The sequence below is a fragment of the Mesorhizobium norvegicum genome (assembly GCF_004919685.1).
Classification (GTDB): Bacteria; Pseudomonadota; Alphaproteobacteria; order Rhizobiales; family Rhizobiaceae; genus Mesorhizobium; species Mesorhizobium norvegicum.
The window spans coordinates 65031-88683 of sequence record NZ_SMYZ01000041.1 but is presented as its reverse complement, the minus strand read 5'-3'; the positions used below and the strand labels follow the sequence as shown (position 1 = coordinate 88683).

The following is a 23653-nucleotide window of genomic DNA, read 5'->3' as shown; positions in this document are numbered from 1 at the left end:
GATTTCGTTTCAGGCCACGGCATGGAGATGGGCTGGCTTGGCGGCAGGCGCTGCCTGCTGCCCGGGGGTCGATTGACCGAGATAGAAGGCCCTGACGTCCTCGCGCTGGCGAAGCTCGGCAGCCGCGCCAGAGAGAACGGAGACGCCATTTTCGAGGACCGTGGCGTGGTCGGCGTATCTGAGGGCGACCGCCGAGTTCTGCTCGGCGACCAGGATCGACAGGTCGGTCTCGCGGTTGAGTTTTCTCAAGCTCTGGAAGATGTCCTGGACGATGAGCGGGGCGAGCCCCATTGACGGCTCGTCGAGGACCAGCAGGCGCGGCCGCGACATCAGCGCCCGGCCGATGGCGGTCATCTGCTGTTCGCCGCCCGACGTCAGCCCGGACAGTGTCCGGCGCTTTTCCCTGAGGCGAGGGAAATAGCCGTAGATCCGCTCGAGATCCCCGTTGATCTCGGCACGGCTGCCGCTGCGGCCGATGCCGCCCGCAATCAGGTTTTCCTCGACGGTAAGGCTCTTGAAGCAGTGGCGCCCCTCCAGCACCTGCACCAGCCCGGCACGCACGAGATCGCCCGGCTTGCGGCGCGAGACATCCGAGCCTTCATAGCGGATGGTGCCGGCATTGACCTGGCCGCGCTCGGCCGGCAGCAGGTTGGAGACGGCTTTCAGCGTCGTGGTCTTGCCGGCTCCGTTGGCGCCGAGCAATGCCAGGATCTGGCCCCGCTTCAACTCGAAGCTGACGCCATGCAGCGCCGTGATGGCGTGGTTGTAGGTGGCATGGACCGTGTCCACGGCAAGAATGACGTCATCGTCCGGCATGGGCTCTCATTTCCGTGGTTCGATGAACCGAAACAGGCCGGGCGCCACGGAAACCGATCCGCAGCGCCAGGCTTTGGCTGATCAGTTGGTGGTCACCGCGTCGGCGTCGTCCGCCGTGCGCAGCTTGATGCCCTTCTCGGCGGCGTAGGCCTCGGCGGACTTCTCGATGATCGGCCGCAGCAGCGCCCAGTCCGGCGCGATCCAGTCGGAGACGACGTTCCACTTCTTGCCGTCCCACTGCTGGAAGGTCACGTAGCCTTCGCCTTCGTGGTTGTCCCAGCTGACATTGATCGAATGGAACAGGTCCTTGGCGCCGAGCGCCTCGACCTTGGCCGGATCGAGCTTGAGATGCTCGAAGCCCCAGCGGACCTCGTCGCCGGTCAGCGTGCGGTGGCCGAACTTCTCCTGCGCGACGCGGATCGCCTCGACATTGAGGATGCCGTTGACGATGCCGAGGTTGTGGTACACCGAGCCGATGCGCGACTTGTCTTCCAGATTGCCCTTGCCGGCGTCGTAGACCGTTTTCACGATCTCCTGCACCACCGGGTAGGAGTTTCCGGAAGCCTGGGTGGTGATGGCGGTGTAGCCCTTGGCGGCGTCGCCGGCCGGGATCACGTCCTCTTCCGAATTCGACCAGACATTGCCGACGATGTGGTCGACGGGATAGCCGACCTTGACCGCTGTCTTCAGCGCCACCGGGTTCATTACGCCCCAGCCGCGCAGGACGACGAAGTCCGGCTTGGCGCGGCGGATGGTCAGCCACTGCGACTGCTGCTCGTTGCCGGGATGCGGCACCTCGATCTGCTGCACGGTGAAGCCGTATTTCTGCGCCAGCAATTCATAGATCGGGATGGTCTCCTTGCCGTAGGGCGAGCCGTGATAGAGCACGACGATCTTCTTGCCCTTCAGCTTGTCGATGCCGCCCTCCTTGGAGGCGATGTAGTTCACGATGCCCGATGTCTCGCTGTAGGGATTGAGCAGCAGCGGGAAGACGTAGGGGAAGACACGCCCGTCGGTCGAGTCGGTGCGGCCGTGGTTGACGGTGATCAGCGGCACCTTGTCGGCGGTGATGCGGTCGATCATGGCATAGGCGATGCCGACCGAAAGCGGGTTCCACGCGGCTGCGCCGGCATGGCTCTTCTGCCGCTCGTAGCATTCGACGCCGCGCTCGACCTCATACTGGGTCTCGCATTCGTCCCAGGTCAGCTTGACGCCGTTGACGCCGCCGTCGCGGATGTTGATGAGGTTGAGATAGTCGATGAAGCCGCCGAAGAAGCCGGTACCGCCGGCCGCATAAGGTCCGACGCGATAGCTTTGCAGCGGGAAATATTGTTCGTCGGCGTGCGCGGCGGGCAAGGCCACCGACACGATCATCGCCGCGGACAGTGCCGCCGCCTTGATTGTGCTCAGGAAAGTCATGGTTAGGGTACTCCCGGTATGGGCCGTCTTGGGTTCGGCCCCTTGTTCATTTTCGGATGTGGTTCATTTTCGGATGCGTCAGCTCAGGTCGACTGCCAGGCGAACAGGAGCCGTCTTCGGATCCTGTCCCACAGCGCCACCAGCCCGTCGGGTTCGAGGATCAGAAACAGGATGATGAGCGCGCCCAGCACGATGCGCTGGCTCATGTCGAGCACGCCCGAGTCGAAGAGATCGCCGAGCAGAAAGCCGCCGAGGCGAGACAGGACGAGCGGAAAAACCACGATGAGGGCGGCGCCGAAGAAGGCGCCACGGATCGAGGCCAGGCCGCCGATGATGATGATGAACAGGATTTGGAACGACCGGTCGAGATCGAAGCCGTCCGGCTCGACGGTTCTGAGATAAGCGAAGGCCCAGATGACGCCGGCAACGCCGATGATGAAGGACGAGATGGCAAAGGCCAGCAGCTTGGTCTTCAGCACCGGGATGCCGATGATGCGGGCGGCGGTTTCATTGTCACGGATGGCGATGAAGTTGCGCCCGGTCTGCGACGAGACCAGCCGATGAGCGAGGAAGGTGAGGACGCTGACGATTGTCAGCGCAAAGAGATAGCGGCCGATGGCGCCGTCGAGCGCGAAGCCTGAAATCGACAGTCTCGGCGCATCCATGACGCCGGATGCCGAGTTGTTGGAAAACCAGCTGAATTTGGTCAGCGCCCATTGCACGAAGAACTGCGCGGCAAGGGTCGAAACCGCGAGATAAAAACCCTTCAGCCGCAGGCTGGGCAGGCCGAAGGCGATGCCGATCGCGGCCGCGACGATGCCGGCCAGGAAGATGCTGCCGATCAGCGGCAGGCCTTCGATCCTCAGGTTGAAATTGTAGGCGGCGAAGGCGCCCGCTGCCATGAAGGCAGCACTCCCAAGCGACACCTGGCCGGCATAGCCGGTCAGGATGTTCAAGCCCACGCCGGCGAGGCTGAGCGCCAGGAACGGCAGCAGGATGGCCTCGAATAGATAGCTCGAGCCGATCAGCGGCACGACGCCATAGGCGAAGGCGAGCAGCAGCACGGGGACGACCCATTTGGGCAGCACCGGCGCGGACGAGAAATCGCTTGTTATCGCGGTCATCGCTCAGACCCTTTCCACGAGCTTCTGGCCGAACAGGCCGGAGGGACGTATCAAGAGAAAGACCAGCGCGACGACATAGGCGAACCAGCTCTCGATGCCGCCGCCGAAATAGTCGCCGATATAGACCTCGGCGAGCTTCTCGCTGGCGCCGATCAAGAGGCCGCCGACGATGGCGCCGAGGATGGAATCGAAGCCGCCGAGCACCAGCACCGGCAGCGCCTTCAGCACCACCAGCGACAGCGAGAACTGCACGCCGAGGCGTGCGCCCCACAGCAGTCCCGCCACCAGTGCGACGAGGCCGGCAGCAGCCCAGACGGTCGCCCAGATCAAGGGCAGCCTGAGGCCGACCGCGAGGGCCGCGAACTGGTCGTCGGCGACGGCGCGAAAGGAGAGGCCGATGCGGGTGTATCGGAAGAACAGCGACAGCAGGAGAACCATGCCGGCGGCGACCACGGCGGCGAAGATATCGAACTGGCTGATCAGCACGCCGCCGATTTCCAGCGGTACGTCTTCGATGCCGAGATCGAGGCCATGGACCTGCGTGCCCCAGATCAGCTGGGCGGCGCCCTCGATGATGTAGGACAGGCCGAGCGTCGCCATGAACAGCGTGATCGGCGGCTTGTTGGTGAGCGGCCGCAGCACTGTGCGCTCGATGGCGATGCCGATCGCCACCATGATGGCGAAGGTGATCACCAGCGCAAGTGCGAACGGCACACCACGCTCGACAAGGCTGACGAAGGTGAGTGCCGCAAACAACAGCATCGCGCCTTGCGCGAAATTGAGCACGCCCGAGGTCTTGTAGATCAGCACGAAGCCGATCGCGACCAGCGAATACATGACGCCGGAGAGCAGGCCGCCAACGAGCACTTCGAGGAAGAACTGGTAGTCGAAATCAGCGATCATATGCCTGCCCCGTCCTCATTATCCGAGGCGACGCCGAGATAGGCATCGATGACGCGCTGGTCGTTCCTGACTTCGTCGGGCGTGGCGTCGGCAATCTTGCGGCCGTAGTCGAGAACGGCAATGCGATCCGACAGACCCATGACGACACCGACATCGTGCTCGATCAACACCACAGTGGTGGCAAAGCGGTCGCGCGCGGCGCGGACGAAGGCCGCCATCTCGCTCTTTTCGCTTGCAGTCATGCCGGCCATCGGCTCGTCGAGCAAAAGCAGGCGCGGCTGCGCCACCAATGCACGGGCCAGTTCGACCCGCTTCTGCAGCCCGTAAGGCAGCGTGCCGACAAGACGGTCGCGGACAGACGTGAGATCAAGGAATTCCAGGATCTGTTCGGCACGGCTCAGAGAGTCACGCTGCTCGCCGCGCGAGCGGCCGATGCCGAGCACCTGGCCGGCAAAGTTGGAGCGGACCTTGTAAGCGAGGCCGGAAGCGACATTGTCGAGGACGCTGAGACCCTTGAACAGAGCAAGGTTCTGGAAGGTCCTGGCGACGCCGAGATGCGCCAGCCGCTGCGTCGGGACCTGGGCATAGACGGCGCCGTCGAGCTTTACATGGCCGCGATCCGGCCGGTAGACGCCGCTGATGACGTTGATCAGCGAACTCTTGCCGGCGCCGTTCGGGCCGATGATGGCCCGGATCTCGCCGGAGCGGACCGACAGATCGATATCGGCCAGTGCCACGACGCCGCCAAACGACAGGCTGATGCCTTGAAGCGAAAGCAACGCAGAGGCGACGCCGGCAACGGAGCCGATCGGCTCGCCGTTGGCTGCGGGCTGCTGCTCCGGCGGGCTTGACGGCAGGCCGTGCGCAAAGACCTCCGGTGCGTAGGCGGAAGCCTCCATCACTCCGAGCGTATAACTGGGCAGAGGCATTCCAATCGTCCTCGATTGCGTCAGCAGGCGCGCAAATTCTCATTGCGGCTCGATGGCTCGAGCGCGCCGGATAGCTTTCATGCGTGTGCCGGCCGGAGCCTGTCCGGCCAGCCTGTGGGGTGGCTACTCCGCCGCCAGCGACGCTGCCGCCTCGGCGTTTTCCAACTCACGGACGAGCGGGATGACATGCTTGCCGAAATACTCGACCTCTTCCTGGAAATGCAGGAAGCCGAGCAGGATGAGATCGGCGCCGGCGCGCTTCAGGTCGACGATGCGCTCAGCGACTTGCCGGGGCGTGCCGATCAGGTTCGAGCGGAAGCCGTCATTGTACTGGACCAGATCGTCGAAGGACGATTTCGCCCAATTGCCCTCGCCTTCCGGCGACGCCTTGCCGGCATTCTTGACCTCGTGGCCAAAGGCGTTGACCGCCTCGGGATTGGCCTTGGCGATGATTTCGGCCAGCACCGCCCTGGCCTCGTCCTCGGTCTCGCGGACGACGGCAAAGGCGTTGACGCCGACCTTGACGGAATGGTTGTTGGCTTTCGCCTTGGCCCTGATATCGTCGACCTGCTTGGCGATTTCGGCCGGCGTGTTGCCGTTGGTGAAGTACCAGTCCGAGACGCGCGATGCCATGTCGCGCGCTGCACGCGACGAGCCGCCCTGGAAGATTTCGGGCAGCGGCTGCTGCGGCTTCGGCTTCAGCGAATATTCATTGAAGCGGTAGAAATCACCACGGAAAGTGAAGCTGTCCTGTGTCCATATTCCGCGCAGCGCACGGATGAATTCCTCCGAGCGGCGATAGCGCTCGTCATGGTCGAGCCAATGCTCGCCGATGGCGTGGAACTCGCCCCGGAACCAGCCGGAGACGAGGTTGACCGCGACACGGCCATTGGTCAGGTAGCTGATGGTGGCAATCTGCTTGGCCGCCAGCGCTGGGTTCCACGGTCCGGGCAGGATCGCCGCGATGACCTTGAGCGTCGTGGTCGCCGCCAGCAGATCGTGGCTGAACGCTACCGATTCATGCTGTTCGTCGGCGCCATAGCCGGCGGTGAAGCGGATCTGGCTCAACGCATAGTCGAAGCCGGACTTTTCGGCGATCTGCGCCAGCTTGCGGTTGTACTCGGCCGAATGATTGGTGCGCTGCTCGATGTTGGAGATCACCAGGCCGCCCGAAACATTCGGCACCCAGTAGGCGAATTTGATCGCGTCGGTTTCTGCGTGTGCCATGAACTGTCTCCCATTCAGGCCGTGTCGTTGATCGCTCCGGCCGCGCCGGCTTCCCCAATATTTATTATGTTTATAGAATATATATACAAAGAAGGATTTTCCGTTTTTGAAGCCCTGTGGGGACGGAAATACCAATTTTATCAGGCCAACCCGGCTTGCCGGTGTCAGCTCGCGAGCGGACCATGCGCAACATTGGCGCTGACGGCCTCGGCTGGCGTTTCCACCAGCTTGGCAATTTCGGCCGCGACCGTCTGGGCATGGCGGGCAACCTCAGGCAGGCCCATGAGTTCGCCGAAAGTCGCTCGCGCCAGCGGACCGGCGACGAAGAGTGTCGAGACCGCCTTGCCATCTCGGCCGACGGCGCGGCTGTCGAGGCTTGTGTCGATGCCAAGCCCGTATTGGTCCGTCCTGATCAGGCCGGCTTCAGCCAGCGAGTGCAATGCCGGGTTCAGCTGTAGTGCCTGCCCATGGGCCGGACCCGTGGTGTTGATGACGGCATCGAAGCGCGCCGTCTCGATCCGCGTCTGCCCGCGCCGTTGAAAGCTGACCGCCAGGCTGCCGTCCTCATCGTTCGATGCGACAAGCCTGGCGGCAATGGTGTCGAACGTGCCGGCCGCATGACGCCGGTCGAGCACGGCAGCGACCTGCGGAGCGATCCTGAAGCGATGAACGTCCCAGAACACGCGCAGCTGGCGGACCAGCCTTGCCCGCTCCGGTGGAGCAAGTGCCGACCACAGCACAGGACCCTGCAGGCGCAGCTGGTCGAAGACCGACTGCCAGTTGACATTGGCCGCACGCGCCGCCGCCAGCGTCGCGCGAATGGTCTTGAGCAGGCCAAGCGCTGATATGGCCGGGGCCGAGGCAAAGTCGCCAAAGGGCTCGCCCCTGATATCAGGGTGGCCGCGCGAGCGTAAGCCGCGGCGCGACAGCGACAGGATTCGGCCGCGATGGCCGCGACGGTCGAGTTCGGCGACCATGTCGGCCGAGGTCAAGCCAGAGCCGACGATCAACACCGACGCGTCCGGCCCGATCCCGGCAAGCACGGCTGGCGCGTACGGATCGGCGATGAAACCGGGCGCTTCCGACAGGTGGATCAGCGCGGCTGGAATCGCCGGCTGCGGGTGCGTCGCTGCCAGGACGACGATATCGGCGGCGACCAACCCACTGGACGTATGCACGGTCCAGCCCGCGCCACTGGCATCGCGCGTCACGCGTGTGGCGGACCCTTCAACAACGCCGGAACTGAGATGGGGCGCCAGATGTTCGGCGACGTAGCGACCGAACACGCGCCGGCGCGGATAGGCGTCGCCATTCTTCCAGATGGCGTCGGTGTCGCGCTCGAGTTCTCCGCTGCGGACCAACCAGCGCGCAAAGTGCTGCGGGTCGTCGGGAGCCATGCTCATCCTGACAGCCGGGACATTGACCCGGTGCGCCGGCTCCTCGCTGGAGTAGGCAAGGCCGCCGCCCACGAAAGAGCGCGGCTCGATCACGGAAATCGACAGGCGTTCCGGCCGATGCATTTGCGCCAGGTGCCAGGCTACCGCCGCGCCGGAAAAGCCGCCGCCGACGATGGCGACGCGCAGCCGACGGGCCGGAGGGAGCGCGTTCACGAGGCGCTGGCGAGCGACTTCGGTGGGTGGTCGCCGGCGATGGTCTCGCCGAACGGGCCGGTGTTGACGGACGAAGCGGCTGATTTGACCGGATGATCGGTCGGCAGTTTCGGCAGCACCAGCTCGCCGAAGCGATAGGCTTCTTCCAGATGCGGATAGCCGGACAGGATGAAGGTATCGATGCCGAGGCGCCGGTATTCATCGATGCGCTCGGCGATCGTGTCGGGATCGCCGACAAGTGCGGTCCCGGCGCCGCCGCGCACCAGGCCGACGCCGGCCCAGAGGTTGGGCGCAATCTCGAGCTTGGCGCGATTGCCGCCATGCAGCGCGCTCATCCGCGCCTGGCCGACCGAATCCATGCGGGCAAAGACTTTCTGCGCCGAGGCGATCGTCGCATCGTCGAGCCGGCTGATCAGCCTGTCGGCGGCGGCCCAGGCCTCCTCGGTCGTTTCACGCGCGATGACATGCAGGCGAATGCCGAAGGAGAGTTTGCGGCCGGCCTTCTCGGCCAGTTCGCGCACGCCATCCAGCTTGCGCTCGACATCGGCGGGCGGCTCGCCCCAGGTCAGATATTTGTCGATCTCCTGCGCCGCCACCACGGATCCGGCATCGGACGAGCCGCCGAAATAGAGCGGCGGATAGGGCGTCTGCACCGGCGGAAACAGCAGCCTTCCATCCTCGATGCGGAAATGCTTGCCCTCGTGCTCGACCGTCTCGCCGCTCAGCACCCGCTTGTAGATCCGCAGGAACTCCTGCGTCACCTCATAGCGCTCGGCGTGCGACAGGAAGATGCCGTCGCCCTTGTTCTCCAGCGGATCGCCGCCGGTGACCACATTGATCAGCAAGCGCCCGTTGGAGATGCGGTCGAGCGTCGCCGTCATGCGCGCGGCCAGCGTCGGCGATTGCAGGCCCGGTCGCACGGCGACGAGGAACCGCAACCGCTCGGTCAGCGGCACAAGCGCCGATGCGATCACCCAGGAATCCTCGCATGCCCGACCGGTCGGCAGCAGCACGCCATAGTAACCCAGCGTGTCGGCGGCCTTCGCCACTTGCGTCAGGTAGGGCAGATCGACGGCCCTGCCGCCTTCTGTCGTGCCGAGATAGCGGCTGTCGCCATGCGTCGGCAGAAACCAGAGCACCTTGATGCGTTCTGGCACATCCCGGCTCATGGCCTTTCTCCCGCTGCCTGGCGGAGGCGGCCGGATATCCCTGCTTTGGTTAAGGGCGAGCGCAAAAGAGTAGGCATGGCGTAGTCCTGTCCGGATGGAAACCAGATCGCCAGTGCAGATTGCTTATTCCACAAATTCTGTAGAGTTAGTTTATTCTAAATCCGCTGACGGGATTAGAAATTCTCTCCATCCACCCGCATTAGGGGCTTTCTGATTTTCATTCTAATCTGACCATTTCCGGCGACCTAAGCCACGGATTTCCCATGGACCTGGATCCTTCGACTCTCAATCGGGCTCTTCCGCTCCGCGATCAGATCTATCACCAGATTCGCAACCTAATCGTCGTCGGACAGATGAGGCCTGGGGAAGTGATCAACGAGGTGGCCATCGCGGAAGCGCTCGGTGTTTCGCGTACCCCGGTGCGCGAAGCGGTCAAGCGCATCAGCGACGAGGGTCTGGTCACCATCCTGGCGCAGACCGGCACCTATGTCGCGCCGATCAGCCGGGCCGACCTGGAAGAAGCCTACGTCATCCGCCGGGCCCTGGAGATGGAAAGCGCCCGACGCGCGGCCGCCAAGTTCTCACCGGCAGCCGGTGAATTGCTGGAGGACAATATGGCGGCGCACCGGCTTGCCATATCGCAGGGCAGATATGCCACCGCGATACAGCTTGACGATGTCTTTCACCGCACCATCGCTGAAATCTGCGGCCTGCCGATGATCTGGAGGGCCGTCGACATCTCCAAGGCGCAGATGGATCGCGGCCGCCATCTCGTCATTCCGAAGCCCGGCTACGGTGAACAGACGATCAAACAGCATGAAGCCATTCACGATGCGCTGAAACGTCACGACGCCGAGGGCGCCGCGCGAGCGATGGAACACCATCTCGAGACGTCGTTGCGCAACACGCTCGAAGTCGCAACCGACCTTCTCGGCTGAAGCCGCCGGGGCCCGCCGCATGGTCGCGGGGCTGGTCTCAAGGAGCTTACCACGGCCTCGACATTGTCGGGCGCTCAGTTGCCGTTTAGCCCGGCAACCGGCCGAGGCCAGCCGCAAAGCGCGCCACCATCGCCAGGCCGATCTCGCTTGGCCGCATCGCCGGAGCCCGGTCGTGGATCGGGATGCCGGCACGGGCGCCGAACAGCCGCTTGCCGTAGCAGATCAGGTTCTCGATGCCCTGCATGACGAAGACCGCTGCCGGCAGCATTCCTGCGTACTCGGCCTCAGCCGTTGTTTCGTCTCCGGCGCGGAACGCATTGCAGGCGCGCACGGCGAGGTCGATGCAGTCGGACGCCAAGATCATGCCGCGGCAACCGATACGGAAATTGTCGACCAGTTCCAGACCGCCACGTCCGTTGAAGACCGGTATCCGGCCTTCGGTGCGTTCGATCAATCCGGCAATGTCGGTGACCGGGCCCTCGCCCTTGATCAGCCTTATGTTAGGATGAAGCGTGACGAGTTCGCGGATTTCGTCTGAGGACAGGCCGCGCCCGAAAAACGCCGGCGCGTTCTGGATCGCCACCGGCAGGTCGGTCGCCTCAGCGACGCGGCCGAAGAACTTGATGTATTCCGGCGCACCATAGGATCCGACCGGCGGCGGCTGCAGGATCACCCAATCGGCTCCCACGCTTTCAGCATGGCGAAGCTGTGCCACCTGCTCGGCCACCGAAGCGCCGAAGATGGTGAAGGCGAGCGGCACCTTTCCGGCGGTGTCTTCCGCCGTCCAGTCCATAATCATCCGACGCTCGGCTTCGGTCAGCTTGGCGACTTCCGTTGCCAGGCCGAGCGCTGCCATGCCGTGCACGCCGCTGGCCAGGCAGATCTCGACCTGCCTTCGCATTGCCGCGCGGTCGAGTTTTTCGTTCTCATCAAAGAGCGCGTAGAGAATGGCGTGAATGCCGTGGAAATCATCAGGCTGGAAATTGGGCATGCTGGTCGGCCTCAATGGCTTTCGCGCGGAATGGCATGGCCACGGCATCCGACGAGAAAGTCGAGATCGGCGCCACGATCCGCCTGCAAGACATGGTCGACGTAAAGACCCTGATAGCCACCGCGCATTACCGGCTGCGGCGGAGCCCAGGATGTCCGCCGCCTTGCGAGTTCTTGATCGGACACGTCGAGATGCAGCTTCCGCGCTTCGACATCGAGCTCGATCATGTCGCCGCTCCTGACCAGCGCCAGCGGGCCGCCGATAGCGGCTTCGGGTGCGGCATGCAGAACGACGGTGCCGAAGGCGGTGCCGGACATGCGGGCATCGGAGATGCGGATCATGTCGCGGACGCCTTGCTTGAGCAGCTTCCGAGGCAGCGCCATGTTGCCGACCTCGGCCATCCCCGGATAGCCCTTGGGGCCGCAATTCTTCAGCACCATGATCGAGCCCTCGTCGATGTCCAGCAAGGGATCGTCGACGCGCGCCTTGTAGTCGTCGATGTCCTCGAAGACGACGGCGCGGCCGCGATGCTTCATCAACTGTGGTGAGGCAGCTGACGGCTTGATGATGGCGCCGTCGGGCGCCAGATTGCCGCGCAGCACCGCGATACCGCCCTGCGAGGTGAGCGCCTTGTCGCGCGGGCGGATCACCTCGGGATTGTAATTTTGGGCATCAGTGATGTTGTCGCGCAAGGTCTTGCCGGTGACCGTCAGCGCGTCGAGGTCGAGCAGATCAGCGATCTCCTTCATGACCGCCGGAATGCCGCCGGCGTAGCAGAAATCCTCCATCAGGAAGCGGCCTGACGGCATCAGGTCGAGGATGGTCGGCACGTCACGGCCATATCTGTCCCAATCGTCCAGCGTCAGTTCGGTGCCGACGCGGCCGGCGATGGCGATGAGATGCACGACCGCATTGGTCGAGCCGCCGATGGCGCCATTGACGCGGATGGCGTTGGCGAAGGCCGCCTTCTTGAGGATGGCCGACGGGCGTAGATCCTCATTGACCATCTCGACGATGCGCCGTCCTGTCATGCGGGCGATGCGGCTGCGGCGTGCATCGACCGCCGGATAGGCGGCGTTGCCCGGCAGCGCCAGGCCGAGCGCCTCGACCATCGAGGCCATGGTCGAGGCCGTGCCCATGGTCATGCAGTGACCGGGCGAGCGCGACATGGCGCTCTCGGCATCAGCGAAATCCTGTTCGCTCATCACGCCGGCGCGGACATCCTCGGAGAATTTCCAGACATCGGTGCCGGAACCGATCTCGCGGCCCTGGAAGCGGCCATTGAGCATCGGCCCGCCGGAAATGACGATCGACGGCAGGTCGCAGGAAGCGGCGCCCATGACCAGCGACGGCGTGGTCTTGTCGCAGCCGGCCATCAGCACGACACCGTCCATCGGATTGCCGCGGATCGCCTCCTCGACATCCATCGAGGCGAGGTTGCGAAACAGCATCGCCGTCGGGCGCAGGTTGGATTCGCCGCAGGAGAAGACCGGGAATTCCAGCGGCAGACCGCCGGCCTCCAGCACGCCAGCCTTGATGTGCTCGATCAGGCCACGGAAATGGACATGGCAAGGCGTGAATTCGGAGAAGGTGTTGCAGATGCCGATCACCGGGCGGCCGTCGAAGGCATCGTCGGGCAGGCCGTTGTTCTTCATCCAGCTGCGGTGGATGAAGGCATCCTTGCCTTGGCCACCGAACCAGTGCTGCGATCGTCTCTTGGTCATGGTTTTCCCGGAATTCAGGCAGGATGCTGGAGCTGGCTCAACCCGCCATCGACGACAAGCGTGGCCGCGTTCATGAACGGGCACTCGTCGGAAATCATGAACACCGCGGCCAGCGCGATCTCGTGCGCCGTGGCGATGCGGCCGCCGGGATGCAGCGCCATGGTGTTCGCGCGTGCTGCGGCCGGATCAGGAAAGCTGTTCCAGTAGTCGATCGCCTTCTGCGTCTCGACATAGCCGGGCGCCAGCGCGTTCACGCGCACGCCTTGCGCCGCATATTCGAGCGCCAGCGATTTGGTCAGGCCGAGCAGCGCGTGTTTGGCGACCGGATAGGGGAAGGTGTGCGGGATGATGGTGAAGCTGTGCGTCGAGGCGATGTTGAGGATGGCGCCGCCGCCGCTTGCGATCATGCCCGGCAGCACCGCCTTGCTGCAGTTCCAGGCGCCCTTGACGTTGACGTCGAAGTTGCGGTTCCACTCTTCCTCGGTCGCCTCGAGCGGCGTCGAGAACACATTGACCCCGGCATTGTTGATCAGCGCGTTGATGGGGCCGATCTCGGCGGTCGCTTGGCTGACGGCAGCGGCAATCGCGGCACCGTCGCTGATGTCGGCTGCCGCATGCCCGACATGGCCTTGCGATGCGGCGAGGCCGGCGACGGTCTTGTCCAGCAACGCGCCGTCGCGGTCGACCAGGAACAGCCTTGCGCCTTCGGCAAGGCAGGCCTCGGCGATGGCGAGCCCGATGCCTTGCGCGGCACCGGTCAGGAAGATGCGTTTGCCGGAAAGGCGCTCAGCCATTTTTATCCCTCCAGCTTAACGCCGGCCCAGTGCCGACGAGCGCAGATTGTCGAGCAACACGGCCAGCAGCAGGATCACGCCGCGCACGATGTACTGGTAGAAGGCCGGGATGTTGAGCAGGTTCATGGCGTTTTCGGCGATGCCCATGATCAGCACGCCGACGATGACGCCCGACATGGTGGCGCGGCCGCCGGCAAGCGAGACGCCGCCGAGCACACAGGCCGAGATGACCGAAAGTTCAAGTCCGACCGCCGCGTTGGGCTGGCCGGAAGTGATGCGCGACGCCAGCAGGATGCCGGCAATGCCGCAGACGACGCCCTGCAGCGCGAATATCCAGATACGCGTCCGGTCGACATTGACGCCGGCCAGCCGCGAGGCCTCTGGATTGCCGCCGATGGCCAGCGTGTTCTTGCCGAAGACGGTGCGGTTGAGCACGAAGCCAAAGATGCAAAACAGGATGGCGAGCACCCAGACCGGCGTCGGTATGCCAAGCAGTTTCGACAGCGCCAATTGGTAGAAATCCGGGCTGTTGATGCCTACGGCTCGACCGTCGGAAGCGATCAGGGCAAAGCCGCGCACGATCTGCATGGTGGCCAGCGTCGTGATCAGCGCGTTGATGCGGAATTTGGCGATGACGACGCCGTTGATGAAGCCGACGAAGGCGCCGCAGGCGATCGCCGCCAGCAGGCCGAGCAGGATCGAACCGGTGTAATTCGACGCCATCACCGCGACCATGCCGGCAAAGGCGACGATCGAACCGACCGACAGGTCGAAGTCGCGCGCGGCAAGGCAGAACATCATGGTGCAGGCAACGATGCCGACGGTGACCACCGACTGCAGCAGGCCGAGCATGTTGCGGTCGGTGAGGAAGTTCGGCACCAGAGCCGACACCAGCGCGAAGGCGACGACAAAGATGACGACGAGGCCCTGTTCGCCGAGCAGGATTTTTTTCAACTGGACGGTCATGCCAAAAGTCCTCAGGATGCGATCGCGTCGGGGGTTTTCTGATCGGGGAGAGCGGCGGCCAGGATCGCCCTTTCGGCGAACTGGTCGCGGGTGAGTTCGGCGCTGACGCGGCCGCCGCACATCACCAGGATGCGGTCGCAGATGCCCATCACCTCCGGCAGTTCGGACGAGACGACGACGATCGCCATGCCGTCCTCGGCAAGCTGGTAGAGCAATTCGTAGATTTCCGATTTGGCGCCGACATCGATGCCGCGCGTCGGCTCGTCGACGATGAGGACCCGCACGCCCTGCTCGGACAGCCAGCGGCCAAGGATCACCTTCTGCTGGTTGCCGCCGGAGAGATTGATGATGTCCTGCTTGCGCGAGGGCGTGCGCACCTTCAGCTTCTTGATGAAGGTCTCGGCGGTGGCGATCTCGCTGGCGCGGTTCAACACGCCGAAGCGCGTGTGATGGCGCCGCGACGAGATGTTGATGTTCTCCTCGACCGAGCGGCTCTGGATGATGCCGTCATGCTTGCGATCCTCCGAGCACAGCACGATGCCGGCCCGGATCGTGCCACGCGGATCGGTGGCGCGGACCAGCTTGCCGTCGACGGTGATGCTGCCGCCCGAGCGCGGATCGGCGCCGTAGACCAGCCGCATCAGTTCCGAGCGCCCGGCGCCGATCAGGCCGAAGAAGCCGACGATCTCGCCTGCCCTCGCCTCGAAACTGGCCGGCGTCTTCAGTTTGGGGCCGCTGAGATTGTCGACCTTCAGGCGGACGTCTCCGGGCTTGCGCGAGCGAAAACCCCAGATGTCGGAGATTTCGCGGCCGACCATTTCGGCGACGACCTGGTCGCGAGTGACATTTTTCAGCGACGCGTGGTGCGCCGCGAGCTTGCCGTCGCGCAGCACGGTCAGGCTGTCGCAGAGCCGGAACACTTCGTCCAGCCTATGCGAGACGTAGATGATGACCTTGCCCTCGCCGCGCAGGCGGTCGATCAGGGCAAACAGGATTTCGCTTTCGCGCGAGGACAGCGACGAGGTCGGCTCGTCCAGCGCGATGACCCGTGCATCCAACATGATCGCCTTGGCGATCTCAACCATCTGGCGTTCGCCGATGGACAGCGTCTTGACCTTGCGGCGCATGTCGATGTCGATGCCGGCCGATTTCAGCTTGGCGCCGACATCGTCCAGCATCCGGCGGGCGGCGATGATGCCGGCGTTGGCGGGGAAACGCCCGAGGCTGAGATTTTCGGCAACGGTGAGCTCGGGAACGAGCTGCAGTTCCTGATGAATGACGATGACGCCATTGTCGAAGGCATCCCTGGTCGAGGCATAGGCCTGGACCTTGCCGTCGATGCTTATCTCGCCCTCATCGGCATGCTGGTCGCCGGACAGGATCTTGATCAGGGTGGATTTGCCGGCGCCGTTCTCGCCCATCAGGCCGTGCACGGCGCCCTTGTCGACGCCGAACGAGACGTCCGACAGCGCCTTGACGCCCGGATAGGTCTTGGTGATGTGCGCGAAGTCGAGAAAGGACACGGGTAGCGATCCTTCTTGTGAAATGACAAACAGGCGGCGGGATGAGCCGCCGCCTGTTTGTACAGGGAGGATTATTGGATGCCGAGACCCTGGCGGACCTTCTGGTAGTCGTCGCGCTTGGCGAGTGCACCCGAGGTCAGGATCAGCTTCTCCGGTTCCTTGTTGTTGGCAACCCAGTCGTACATGTTGAGCGCCGTCTCGTAGCCATGACGCTTCGGCGAGATGATCACCGTGCCGACGAAGCCGGTCGCGGTCGGCTTCTTGAACTCGTTGATCGCCGAATCCGCGCCGCCAATGCCGACGCCGATCATGCCATCGGCCGGAATACCGACGCTTTCGGAAGCACGCACCGCACCCAGCACGGCTTCGTCGTTGAGGCCGAAGGAGACCCACTTCTTGATGTCGGCATGGGCGTTGAGCACGACCGTCGCGGCGTTGAGGGCCGCTTCCGTGTCGGTCTTGGCCTGCGGCGCGTCGAAGATGTTTTCGGCCTTGAAGCCGTTTGCCTTGAGCACCGAGATGGCGCCTTCGACGCGATCGACCGCCGTCGGCAGCTGGTCGTAGGAGACGCGGATTGCGCCGACCTCATCGGCCTTCCAGCCGCGCGCCTTCATCTCGTCGACGATCGCCTGGCCGACGGCCTCGCCGATCTTGGTTGCCGAGATCCCCATATGCGGCACGTCTTCCAGCGCCTTGCCGTCGGCGCCGACCAGACGGTCGTCGACGGTCATCAGCTTGAGATTGTTGGCGGCGGCCTTGGCGACGATGCCGGGTCCGAGTTTCACGTCGGGTGTGCAGACGATGAAACCCTGGGCGCCCTGGGCGCCGAGATTGTCGATCGCCGACATCAGCTTCTCACCGTCCTCGGCGCCGATCTTGACCAGGGTAAAGCCTTTTTCCTTGGCGGCCTGGTCGGCGAATTTCCATTCGTCCTGGAACCACGGCTCCTCGGGCTGTTTGACGATGAAACCGATCTTGGTGTCCTGAGCATATGCAGCGATGGTCGTGACGGACAGCACGGCAAGCGCGCCCGCGACGAGCGCGGTCTTCAAAAGTCGCATGATTTCCTCCCAGCGATAGACCGGGCGCTCAGCCCGGATGCCGGAGTGTCTATTCGTTTTTATCATACTCGTCAATTGATCTGGTATGATAATTAATATACATGCTCCTACCAACGATCGCTGGCGCAAGTCATCTGCATCCGCTAAGGCCGGGTCGGTTGTGCGAAACCAGCGGGTTCGCCGCCTTGGAGGAGGGCTGGGGTGACCGAGATTCTGAAGAAAGCCCCGGGAGATACGACCGCTCGCCGCCCGCGCGTCATGCCCGATGTGACCAAGGCGATAGCCTCGGACATCTTTTCCGGGCGCTACCCGGCCGGCTCCTCACTACCGACCGAAAATGAACTTGGTGTCGAGTATGGTGTCAGCCGCACCGTCATCCGCGAGGCCCTGAAGGTGCTGGCGGCCAAAGGGCTGGTGTTGTCGCGGCCGCGCATCGGCACCATCGTCTGCAACGAGGACGACTGGAACATCATCGACCCGCAGGTGCTTGCCTGGCACGCACCGCACGCGCTGGACGACAAGCTCTTCGACGCCATTCTCGAGACGCGCCGGGCCATCGAGCCGCTGGTCGCCGAACTGGCCGCCACCCGCGCGACTCTGCAGGAGATCGCCGATCTGGAAGCCGCCTGGCGCGGCATGGCCGGCGCCGGCGAGGATCTCGCCGCCTTCTCGCGCAGCGACATCGCTTTCCATCAGATCGTCTATGCCGCGAGCCACAATCCGATCTTTCGCCAGATCGGCAATCTGATCGACACAGGGCTGAAATTCTCGCTGGAGGCGACGGCGGTGATCTCGCTCGACCGGCGCATGGAGGCCGTGGCGGCGCACCGCGAGGTGGTCGAGGCGCTGCGCATGCGCGACGCCGGGGCGGCACGTGGCGCGGCAAACAAGATCCTCGACCTCGCGGCGCGCGACCTCGTCAGCGCCAAGAAACTCAAGAGCAACTGAGAAGCGCATGAAAATCATCTCGCTCACCACCTACATCGTTCCGCCGCGCTGGCTGTTCCTGAAGATCGAGACCGATGCCGGCGTCACCGGCTGGGGCGAGCCGGTCGTCGAAGGCCGGGCGCTGACCGTCGAGGCAGCGGTCAAGGAGCTTGGTGATTATCTGATCGGCAAGGATCCCCGCCTGATCGAGGACCACTGGACGGTGATGCACCGCGGCGGCTTCTATCGTGGCGGACCGATCCTGATGAGCGCCATTGCCGGCATCGACCAGGCGCTGTGGGACATCAAGGGCAAGGCGCTCGGCGTGCCCGTGCATGAACTGCTCGGCGGCAAGCTGCGCGACACGATCAAGGTCTATTCCTGGATCGGCGGCGACCGGCCTGCGGAGGTCGCGGCCGGCGCCAGGGAAATGGTGGCGCGCGGCTTCCTGGCGCTCAAGATGAACGGCACCGAAGAACTGCAGATCGTCGACAGCCATGACAAGATCGACGCCGCTGTCGAACGCGTCGCCATGGTGCGTGAGGCCGTCGGCCCCAACATCGGCATCGCCGTCGATTTTCATGGCCGCGTGCACCGGCCGATGGCGCGCGCCCTGGTCAAGGAGCTGGAGCCCTACAGGCTGATGTTCATCGAGGAGCCGGTGCTCAGCGAAAACCGCGAAGCGCTGAAGGAGATCGCCGCGCTTGGCTCGACGCCGATTGCGCTCGGCGAGCGGCTCTACAGCCGCTGGGACTTCAAGTCGGTGTTCGAGGAAGGCGTCGTCGACATCATCCAGCCCGACCTGTCGCATGCCGGCGGCATCACCGAATGCCGCAAGATCGCGGCGATGGCGGAAGCCTATGACGTGGCCGTGGCGCCGCACTGCCCGCTCGGGCCGATCGCGCTTGCCGCCTGCCTGCAACTCGACGCGGTCAGCTACAACTGCTTCATCCAGGAGCAGAGCCTCGGCATCCACTACAACGCCGCCAACGACCTGCTCGACTATGCCGCCAACAAGGATGTCTTCCACTACGAGGATGGCTATGTCGCCATCCCTGACGGCCCGGGCCTGGGTGTCGAGATCGACGAGGACTATGTCAAGGAACGCGCCAAGGAAGGGCATCGCTGGCGCAACCCGATCTGGCGCCACAAGGATGGTTCTTTCGCCGAGTGGTGATGAGACTGTCCGGTATCATGGAGCAAATTCACCAAGTATGATGTTTACGCCATCGTAAACGAGGTTACATCATCGGGCATGATGGATATTTACGACTACGATAGACCCAACATCGTCGCCGGCCTTGTCGGCAAGCACGCCAAGCTAACCGCCCTGCGTGACAAGTACCGCGCCGAGATCAAAAAGCTGACGGTCGATATAGACCATTTGGACGCGGCAATCCGGCTCTTTGATCCGAGCGCCGACACGCGGGCGATAAAGGAATACGTGACCAAGCACCGCGCTCAGAAGGGGTCTGTGAAGCGGTTTGTGTTGAGCACTATGCGAGAGGCGACGGCGCCCATGACCTCGCGCCAGATCACCTAACTGGCAGATCGCGGGCTTGTCGCCGACGAAGCGACCGCATCGGCGCCTGCATAGAGGTCTGTGTCGACCAAGGCTTGATTGTGGAATGCGGCTGGACAGAAAGCAAGACGCCAATGGGCCTTACAAGCTCTGGAAACTGAAAAGGGGCGACCAGTAGGCCGCCCCTCCTCTTATTCAACTATGCCGAGGGGAAGTCGGCGGGGAGATCGCTTGCCGGCGGGATTTCGGGGAACCTACGTCCCTTCACCACGTCAGCAATCCGGCCAAAGTTGAGGCCGGGGTAATAACCCGAAATCCACGAGTACGGGATGTCCAAGTGGCGGGCCAATTTTATCACCGGAACCATATCCGGCGTTACCTTGCGGTCGTGCATTGCCTTTTCCTTTCGAAAAGGGCGCGACCGAATAAACAGTTGACGCTGATTCAAGGATGAATCATTGTCGTTTCGCTGAGTGATCTGTTATCCGGTCACTGTTCGAACCCGGACCTATTTCCGGGTCCGTTGTGGAGCCGAGGCATTTGCGCCCCGACCCCTACCGCCCAGCGGCGGCTGCTGAAACTGACCAGGCGTTCGAGACCTTGTCAGATCAGGAAGCAGTCAAGCTATATGGGTTCCATACCGATTACCTTTGCTCGATGCGCCGTGGATACGAATCTCCACGGCGCATCCTGTGGGCAATCTGGTCATAACGCAATACCCGGTTTAGACATATTCGGATTTTTGACTTTGCCAGTCTCCTCCTATATGAAGGCTGTTAACTTCAGAACCGGAGGCTAAAATGTCGGATCAGAGCGAGGCCACGAGTGCCGAGACCAAAAGCGCCCAGAAGCGCAGGGCCGGGCGCAGCCCATCCTACCCCGTTCTCAGCGTTCAGAAGGCGGTAGAGAAAGCCAAAGCCCTTTATGAGCGGGAGGGGGACTATGCGGCGCCGGCAGAATCAGCAGCCGCCGCGTGGGGCTACAGCGCGAAAAGCAGCGGAGGGCGACAGACCCTCGCAACGCTCGGATATTATGGCCTAATTGAAGTTCAAGGCGACGGAGACAATCGCAAGATCAAGGTATCGGAAATTGCGCGTCGCATTCTGCTCGACCAGCGCGAGGATGAGACGGAGAAGAAAGTTCTCTTACGGAGGGTTGCCCTAAGCCCTAAAGTGCACAAGGCGATCTACGACAAATACCCAGTCGGGCTAGCGTCTGACAACTCCGTCGTGCACTTTTTGGTTTTTGATTTTCTGTTCAACAAGGAAGCAGCCCACGAATTGCTGGCCGAGTTCAAGGAAACAGCCAGGTACATCGGACTGTACGATCCTGATAAAATTGTGGACAAAAATGAACGTCAGATTCATGATGCCGGCGCGGATAGACAGCCGCTCGATATCAAGATCGGTGACAAGGTGCAGTGGTCCAGTCAAGGCGTGGACCAGTTTCCCAATGGCGCAACCATTCTAGGTTTTTCGGATGACAACCAGTGGGCCTTTACCGATCAGGGGATGTCGGGGATTCCAGTAAGAGAGATCAAAGTTATGGAACCTTCTCCTGCGCAGACGCCTCCGGCCATGCCGCAACACCTTGTAGATGTTATGGCTCGTTCGGGTCAGAACACCTTGGCGATTGAGGTGAAAAAGGGATCGCGAAAGGCGGTCTTTCCCGTAGACGAAGGGGATGTGACACTGATCTTCCCAGAGAATATGTCCGCAGACGGACTTGCGGAGCTTGGCCAGTATCTCAATATTTTCTTGAAGAAAGAGCAAAAAAAGGCGGCTCCCTGAGGCCGCCTGTTTCATTTTGCCCGGCGCTGCCAGTATCCGCACCATTGATCCGACTTCGAAAAACATACTGAAAGGCGAACTGAAGCGGCGCGGCATAACCTATGCGGCGCTGGCTAAGAGGCTGACAGCGAAGGGCGCACACGAAAGCGAACGCAATCTGGCGAACAAGATAAGCCGGGGCAGCTTCACCGCTGCGCTCTTCATGATGTGCATGGACGTGATTGGAGTCCGCCAAGTCAGCTTGGAGATGTAGCCTCAGCGGGCTACTTAATCATCGTTTGCTGGACGGAACCGGGAAAATCCCTGAGCGAGCTACTCGTTCAACAGCCTCCCGGCGAATGGAAAGCGTTGCCGCGTCGACAAGCCGGACCACGTTCCCGGCGCTGCCCGCATGACAGACGCCTGGATAGCGCCCCGTGCCAGATTTTGGGTCCTTGCCATCCCAAATGCAATCGAACTCAAGCTGATTGGGACCCGAGACATCCTTGCGCTTTGACACGTCACGCCCCTTTGCCAATTGGTGTCTTTTCCTTGTCAGTGAGATCAGCAATCACTTTAGACTCGTATTCGGCCGGCGAATCAAGCGCCATTCGAAAAACAGGCACAGCGTTCATATGGTCCACTGACACCACATGTCCGCCACGCTTTCGTTCCCCAGATTGCTGGAACAGCCTGAGGTAATTTCTAGGCGCAACCCCATCGAACTGACTGAAAATGACCTTGTCCCGTTGGTCCGGGTCTTCCGAGATTGCGTCTGAATGGAGAACCGTTGCCAGACTCTTCCGATATGGTTGGATATATACAACCGATTGGATTCCGGCCGCCACTATGTGGCGAGCGCAATTGTGACATGGATACGTATTCGTATAGAGCGTCGAACCAACCAGCGAATGTTTTCCCTCCCTCGCAACGCCAAGTATGGCGTCCATCTCAGCGTGAATCGACCGAGAAAACTCGATTAGATCGTCTATCCCAGTGCCATCCAGAATTTCTTCTGCCCTCTTCCTTTTCACGCCGTCCTTTATTATGGACGACTTCAGGATACGATCGACGATCATCTCCTTGATCGAGGTGCGCCTAACCTCATTGTGGCAGATTTTTTGCTGCCATTTAAAACATCGATGGTCGTTATCCTCGATACGCTGCTTCTCATTGCTCCAAACCGATTGGTCGTCTTCGCGATAAAGACCACCTCCGAACTTCGGAACATCATTCCATCCAACTGATATCAACTCGCCGTTCTTTGCAACGATTGCTGCGCCCACTTGCCTAGACATACACGCCGAATTTGAAGCCGCCGATGTGGCCTCATACATGGCCGACTCCGCACGTGTCGGAGTTCTAATTTTGGTGCTGAATATAATGTCTAGCAGGCGATCCACGCTGGAGTGGAGTTCTTCATTCTTCCTGTCGTTGCAGAGAAAGAAGTCCGCCTCAACAAATACCTTTCGCGTCTTCTGCCCGAATGTCGGATATTCATTCTGATCCCGGTCGAGGATTATATCGACTTCCTGTGGCTCGGCACCGTCATTAAGCAAGCGCTGACGGCGCAAATTGTCTGGCGCGAATACACCAAACAAGCAAAGCGTCTCGCCATATATCTGTTTGAGTAGGATAAATTCTTCGGGATTTTTTATAGAATCTATTATGTAGGCCCTGCGGCCAGGTTGAGGCAGACCGTCAGTGTTGTATCCGTTCTTCTGTTTTCGGAAAAGTACGATCTTCTCCACAGCCTTCTCGGCTAGATAATCGCTTCCGAAATCGGATCGGAGTTCATTACCGATATTTTGCATTTCGGTAATGTATTTACCTAGCGGCTGCTTACCGGCAGGCGTCAATCCTACTCTGTAGGCCTCCGCTTTTATGACTGCGCTCGGTTTGATTATCGGACAAACGTCATATCCGTATTTCTGAGATAGCAAATCTGCTAGAAATTTTGCCGTCGTAGAAACACCAGAGGCCACTGGCCCGACCAAAGCTATCACAAGCTCTTGCGACAGCCGGTCGCTTATGGTTGTAGCAACTTTCTCTGGCTGTTTATCGTCTCGTTTTAATATTGCAGCCGATTGGCTCAACACAGTACCCCCACTTATCCCCTTGGAGGTTACATAGCAGAAAGCTTCTAAGCTGTTAATCGGCTTGACATTTTCCTGGCGTCAATCAATCCCTATCCATCCCTACCCTCAAATTCGGTTGGAAACATCATCATATTTGGTGAGT

General features: G+C 62.0%; 22 protein-coding genes. 6 read left to right on the top strand and 16 right to left on the bottom strand.

Translation table 11 applies throughout. The annotated features are described in order from the left end of the window. Positions 1 to 9: 9 nt before the first annotated feature. The 8 genes from FCU66_RS17115 to ssuD all read right to left on the bottom strand — a co-directional run bounded on the left by FCU66_RS17115 (position 10) and on the right by ssuD (position 9197). Positions 10 to 816, bottom strand: coding sequence for an ABC transporter ATP-binding protein (locus FCU66_RS17115; protein ID WP_136618299.1), 807 nt, complete (start codon positions 814 to 816; stop codon positions 10 to 12). Positions 817 to 897: 81 nt separating this feature from the next. Further along, entirely contained in the window at positions 898 to 2235 is a 1338-nt protein-coding gene (locus tag FCU66_RS17110) for an ABC transporter substrate-binding protein (protein WP_136618300.1), read from the bottom strand. 83 nt (positions 2236 to 2318) lie between these two features. Then, a complete protein-coding gene (locus FCU66_RS17105; protein WP_136618301.1) occupies positions 2319 to 3359 on the bottom strand; it encodes a branched-chain amino acid ABC transporter permease in 1041 nt (346 codons plus the stop codon). 3 nt (positions 3360 to 3362) lie between these two features. Continuing rightward, the gene (locus FCU66_RS17100; RefSeq protein WP_136618302.1) at positions 3363 to 4262 is read right to left on the bottom strand and encodes a branched-chain amino acid ABC transporter permease; all 900 of its coding nucleotides are present in this window, start codon (positions 4260 to 4262) and stop codon (positions 3363 to 3365) included. After that, positions 4259 to 5191 (bottom strand): ABC transporter ATP-binding protein, encoded by a 933-nt coding sequence (locus FCU66_RS17095; RefSeq protein ID WP_136618303.1) that lies wholly within the window; start codon positions 5189 to 5191, stop codon positions 4259 to 4261. Before FCU66_RS17095 ends, FCU66_RS17100 begins: the two co-directional genes overlap by 4 nt. 123 nt (positions 5192 to 5314) lie before the next feature. Further along, on the bottom strand, positions 5315 to 6418 hold the full coding sequence (gene sfnG, locus FCU66_RS17090; protein ID WP_136618304.1) for a dimethylsulfone monooxygenase SfnG: 1104 nt from the start codon (positions 6416 to 6418) through the stop codon (positions 5315 to 5317). A 164-nt stretch (positions 6419 to 6582) separates the two neighbouring features. Next, complete coding sequence (locus FCU66_RS17085) at positions 6583 to 8028, bottom strand: FAD/NAD(P)-binding protein (protein ID WP_136618305.1); 1446 nt, start codon at positions 8026 to 8028, stop codon at positions 6583 to 6585. After that, a complete protein-coding gene (gene ssuD, locus FCU66_RS17080; protein WP_136618306.1) occupies positions 8025 to 9197 on the bottom strand; it encodes an FMNH2-dependent alkanesulfonate monooxygenase in 1173 nt (390 codons plus the stop codon). Before ssuD ends, FCU66_RS17085 begins: the two co-directional genes overlap by 4 nt. A 263-nt stretch (positions 9198 to 9460) precedes the next feature. Here ssuD and FCU66_RS17075 point away from each other — a divergent pair, with 263 nt between their 5' ends. Further along, positions 9461 to 10135 carry a GntR family transcriptional regulator gene (locus tag FCU66_RS17075; protein WP_136618307.1) on the top strand — a complete coding sequence of 225 codons (675 nt, stop codon included), beginning with the start codon at positions 9461 to 9463 and terminating at the stop codon, positions 10133 to 10135. Between the two features lie 85 nt (positions 10136 to 10220). On the opposite strand, the gene FCU66_RS17070 is transcribed toward FCU66_RS17075, so the two are convergent. The 6 genes from FCU66_RS17070 to FCU66_RS17045 all read right to left on the bottom strand — a co-directional run bounded on the left by FCU66_RS17070 (position 10221) and on the right by FCU66_RS17045 (position 17194). Beyond that, a complete protein-coding gene (locus tag FCU66_RS17070; protein ID WP_136618308.1) occupies positions 10221 to 11126 on the bottom strand; it encodes a dihydrodipicolinate synthase family protein in 906 nt (301 codons plus the stop codon). A gap of 11 nt (positions 11127 to 11137) precedes the next feature. Then, positions 11138 to 12850, bottom strand: coding sequence for an L-arabinonate dehydratase (gene araD / locus FCU66_RS17065; RefSeq protein ID WP_136618309.1), 1713 nt, complete (start codon positions 12848 to 12850; stop codon positions 11138 to 11140). A gap of 14 nt (positions 12851 to 12864) precedes the next feature. Further along, positions 12865 to 13644: an SDR family oxidoreductase gene (locus tag FCU66_RS17060; RefSeq protein ID WP_136618310.1), complete on the bottom strand. Its 780-nt coding sequence runs from the start codon at positions 13642 to 13644 to the stop codon at positions 12865 to 12867. 15 nt (positions 13645 to 13659) lie between these two features. Further along, positions 13660 to 14610: an L-arabinose ABC transporter permease AraH gene (araH, locus tag FCU66_RS17055; protein WP_136618311.1), complete on the bottom strand. Its 951-nt coding sequence runs from the start codon at positions 14608 to 14610 to the stop codon at positions 13660 to 13662. An 11-nt stretch (positions 14611 to 14621) separates the two neighbouring features. Further along, a complete protein-coding gene (araG, locus tag FCU66_RS17050; RefSeq protein ID WP_136618312.1) occupies positions 14622 to 16133 on the bottom strand; it encodes an L-arabinose ABC transporter ATP-binding protein AraG in 1512 nt (503 codons plus the stop codon). Positions 16134 to 16204: 71 nt separating this feature from the next. Beyond that, positions 16205 to 17194: an arabinose ABC transporter substrate-binding protein gene (locus FCU66_RS17045; protein ID WP_136618313.1), complete on the bottom strand. Its 990-nt coding sequence runs from the start codon at positions 17192 to 17194 to the stop codon at positions 16205 to 16207. A gap of 201 nt (positions 17195 to 17395) precedes the next feature. Here FCU66_RS17045 and FCU66_RS17040 point away from each other — a divergent pair, with 201 nt between their 5' ends. The 3 genes from FCU66_RS17040 (at position 17396) to FCU66_RS41670 (ending at position 19664) form a co-directional block, all read left to right on the top strand. Continuing rightward, positions 17396 to 18142: a FadR/GntR family transcriptional regulator gene (locus tag FCU66_RS17040; RefSeq protein WP_168991890.1), complete on the top strand. Its 747-nt coding sequence runs from the start codon at positions 17396 to 17398 to the stop codon at positions 18140 to 18142. Positions 18143 to 18149: 7 nt separating this feature from the next. Then, entirely contained in the window at positions 18150 to 19298 is a 1149-nt protein-coding gene (gene dgoD, locus FCU66_RS17035) for a galactonate dehydratase (protein WP_136618314.1), read from the top strand. A 78-nt stretch (positions 19299 to 19376) separates the two neighbouring features. Beyond that, positions 19377 to 19664: a hypothetical protein gene (locus FCU66_RS41670; protein WP_206077119.1), complete on the top strand. Its 288-nt coding sequence runs from the start codon at positions 19377 to 19379 to the stop codon at positions 19662 to 19664. Positions 19665 to 19842: 178 nt separating this feature from the next. Here FCU66_RS41670 and FCU66_RS17025 read toward each other — a convergent pair whose 3' ends face one another. After that, entirely contained in the window at positions 19843 to 20037 is a 195-nt protein-coding gene (locus FCU66_RS17025; RefSeq protein WP_136618315.1) for a hypothetical protein, read from the bottom strand. A 406-nt stretch (positions 20038 to 20443) separates the two neighbouring features. Here FCU66_RS17025 and FCU66_RS17020 point away from each other — a divergent pair, with 406 nt between their 5' ends. Further along, positions 20444 to 21433 carry a hypothetical protein gene (locus FCU66_RS17020; RefSeq protein WP_136618316.1) on the top strand — a complete coding sequence of 330 codons (990 nt, stop codon included), beginning with the start codon at positions 20444 to 20446 and terminating at the stop codon, positions 21431 to 21433. 16 nt (positions 21434 to 21449) lie between these two features. Beyond that, positions 21450 to 21686 carry a DUF6471 domain-containing protein gene (locus FCU66_RS17015; RefSeq protein WP_246093929.1) on the top strand — a complete coding sequence of 79 codons (237 nt, stop codon included), beginning with the start codon at positions 21450 to 21452 and terminating at the stop codon, positions 21684 to 21686. Positions 21687 to 21933: 247 nt separating this feature from the next. On the opposite strand, the gene FCU66_RS17010 is transcribed toward FCU66_RS17015, so the two are convergent. Next, on the bottom strand, positions 21934 to 23508 hold the full coding sequence (locus FCU66_RS17010) for an anti-phage dCTP deaminase (protein ID WP_136618317.1): 1575 nt from the start codon (positions 23506 to 23508) through the stop codon (positions 21934 to 21936). Positions 23509 to 23653: the final 145 nt, after the last annotated feature.

Bases quoted from the DNA above. Each gene is read 5' to 3' on its own strand.
- FCU66_RS17115 (WP_136618299.1), bottom strand. From the start codon at position 816: ATGCCGGACGATGACGTCATTCTTGCCGTGGACACGGTCCATGCCACC.
- FCU66_RS17110 (WP_136618300.1), bottom strand. From the start codon at position 2,235: ATGACTTTCCTGAGCACAATCAAGGCGGCGGCACTGTCCGCGGCGATG.
- FCU66_RS17105 (WP_136618301.1), bottom strand. From the start codon at position 3,359: ATGACCGCGATAACAAGCGATTTCTCGTCCGCGCCGGTGCTGCCCAAA.
- FCU66_RS17100 (WP_136618302.1), bottom strand. From the start codon at position 4,262: ATGATCGCTGATTTCGACTACCAGTTCTTCCTCGAAGTGCTCGTTGGC.
- FCU66_RS17095 (WP_136618303.1), bottom strand. From the start codon at position 5,191: ATGCCTCTGCCCAGTTATACGCTCGGAGTGATGGAGGCTTCCGCCTAC.
- sfnG (WP_136618304.1), bottom strand. From the start codon at position 6,418: ATGGCACACGCAGAAACCGACGCGATCAAATTCGCCTACTGGGTGCCG.
- ssuD (WP_136618306.1), bottom strand. From the start codon at position 9,197: ATGAGCCGGGATGTGCCAGAACGCATCAAGGTGCTCTGGTTTCTGCCG.
- FCU66_RS17075 (WP_136618307.1), top strand. From the start codon at position 9,461: ATGGACCTGGATCCTTCGACTCTCAATCGGGCTCTTCCGCTCCGCGAT.
- FCU66_RS17070 (WP_136618308.1), bottom strand. From the start codon at position 11,126: ATGCCCAATTTCCAGCCTGATGATTTCCACGGCATTCACGCCATTCTC.
- araD (WP_136618309.1), bottom strand. From the start codon at position 12,850: ATGACCAAGAGACGATCGCAGCACTGGTTCGGTGGCCAAGGCAAGGAT.
- FCU66_RS17060 (WP_136618310.1), bottom strand. From the start codon at position 13,644: ATGGCTGAGCGCCTTTCCGGCAAACGCATCTTCCTGACCGGTGCCGCG.
- araH (WP_136618311.1), bottom strand. From the start codon at position 14,610: ATGACCGTCCAGTTGAAAAAAATCCTGCTCGGCGAACAGGGCCTCGTC.
- FCU66_RS17045 (WP_136618313.1), bottom strand. From the start codon at position 17,194: ATGCGACTTTTGAAGACCGCGCTCGTCGCGGGCGCGCTTGCCGTGCTG.
- dgoD (WP_136618314.1), top strand. From the start codon at position 18,150: ATGAAAATCATCTCGCTCACCACCTACATCGTTCCGCCGCGCTGGCTG.
- FCU66_RS41670 (WP_206077119.1), top strand. From the start codon at position 19,377: ATGATGGATATTTACGACTACGATAGACCCAACATCGTCGCCGGCCTT.
- FCU66_RS17025 (WP_136618315.1), bottom strand. From the start codon at position 20,037: ATGCACGACCGCAAGGTAACGCCGGATATGGTTCCGGTGATAAAATTG.
- FCU66_RS17020 (WP_136618316.1), top strand. From the start codon at position 20,444: ATGTCGGATCAGAGCGAGGCCACGAGTGCCGAGACCAAAAGCGCCCAG.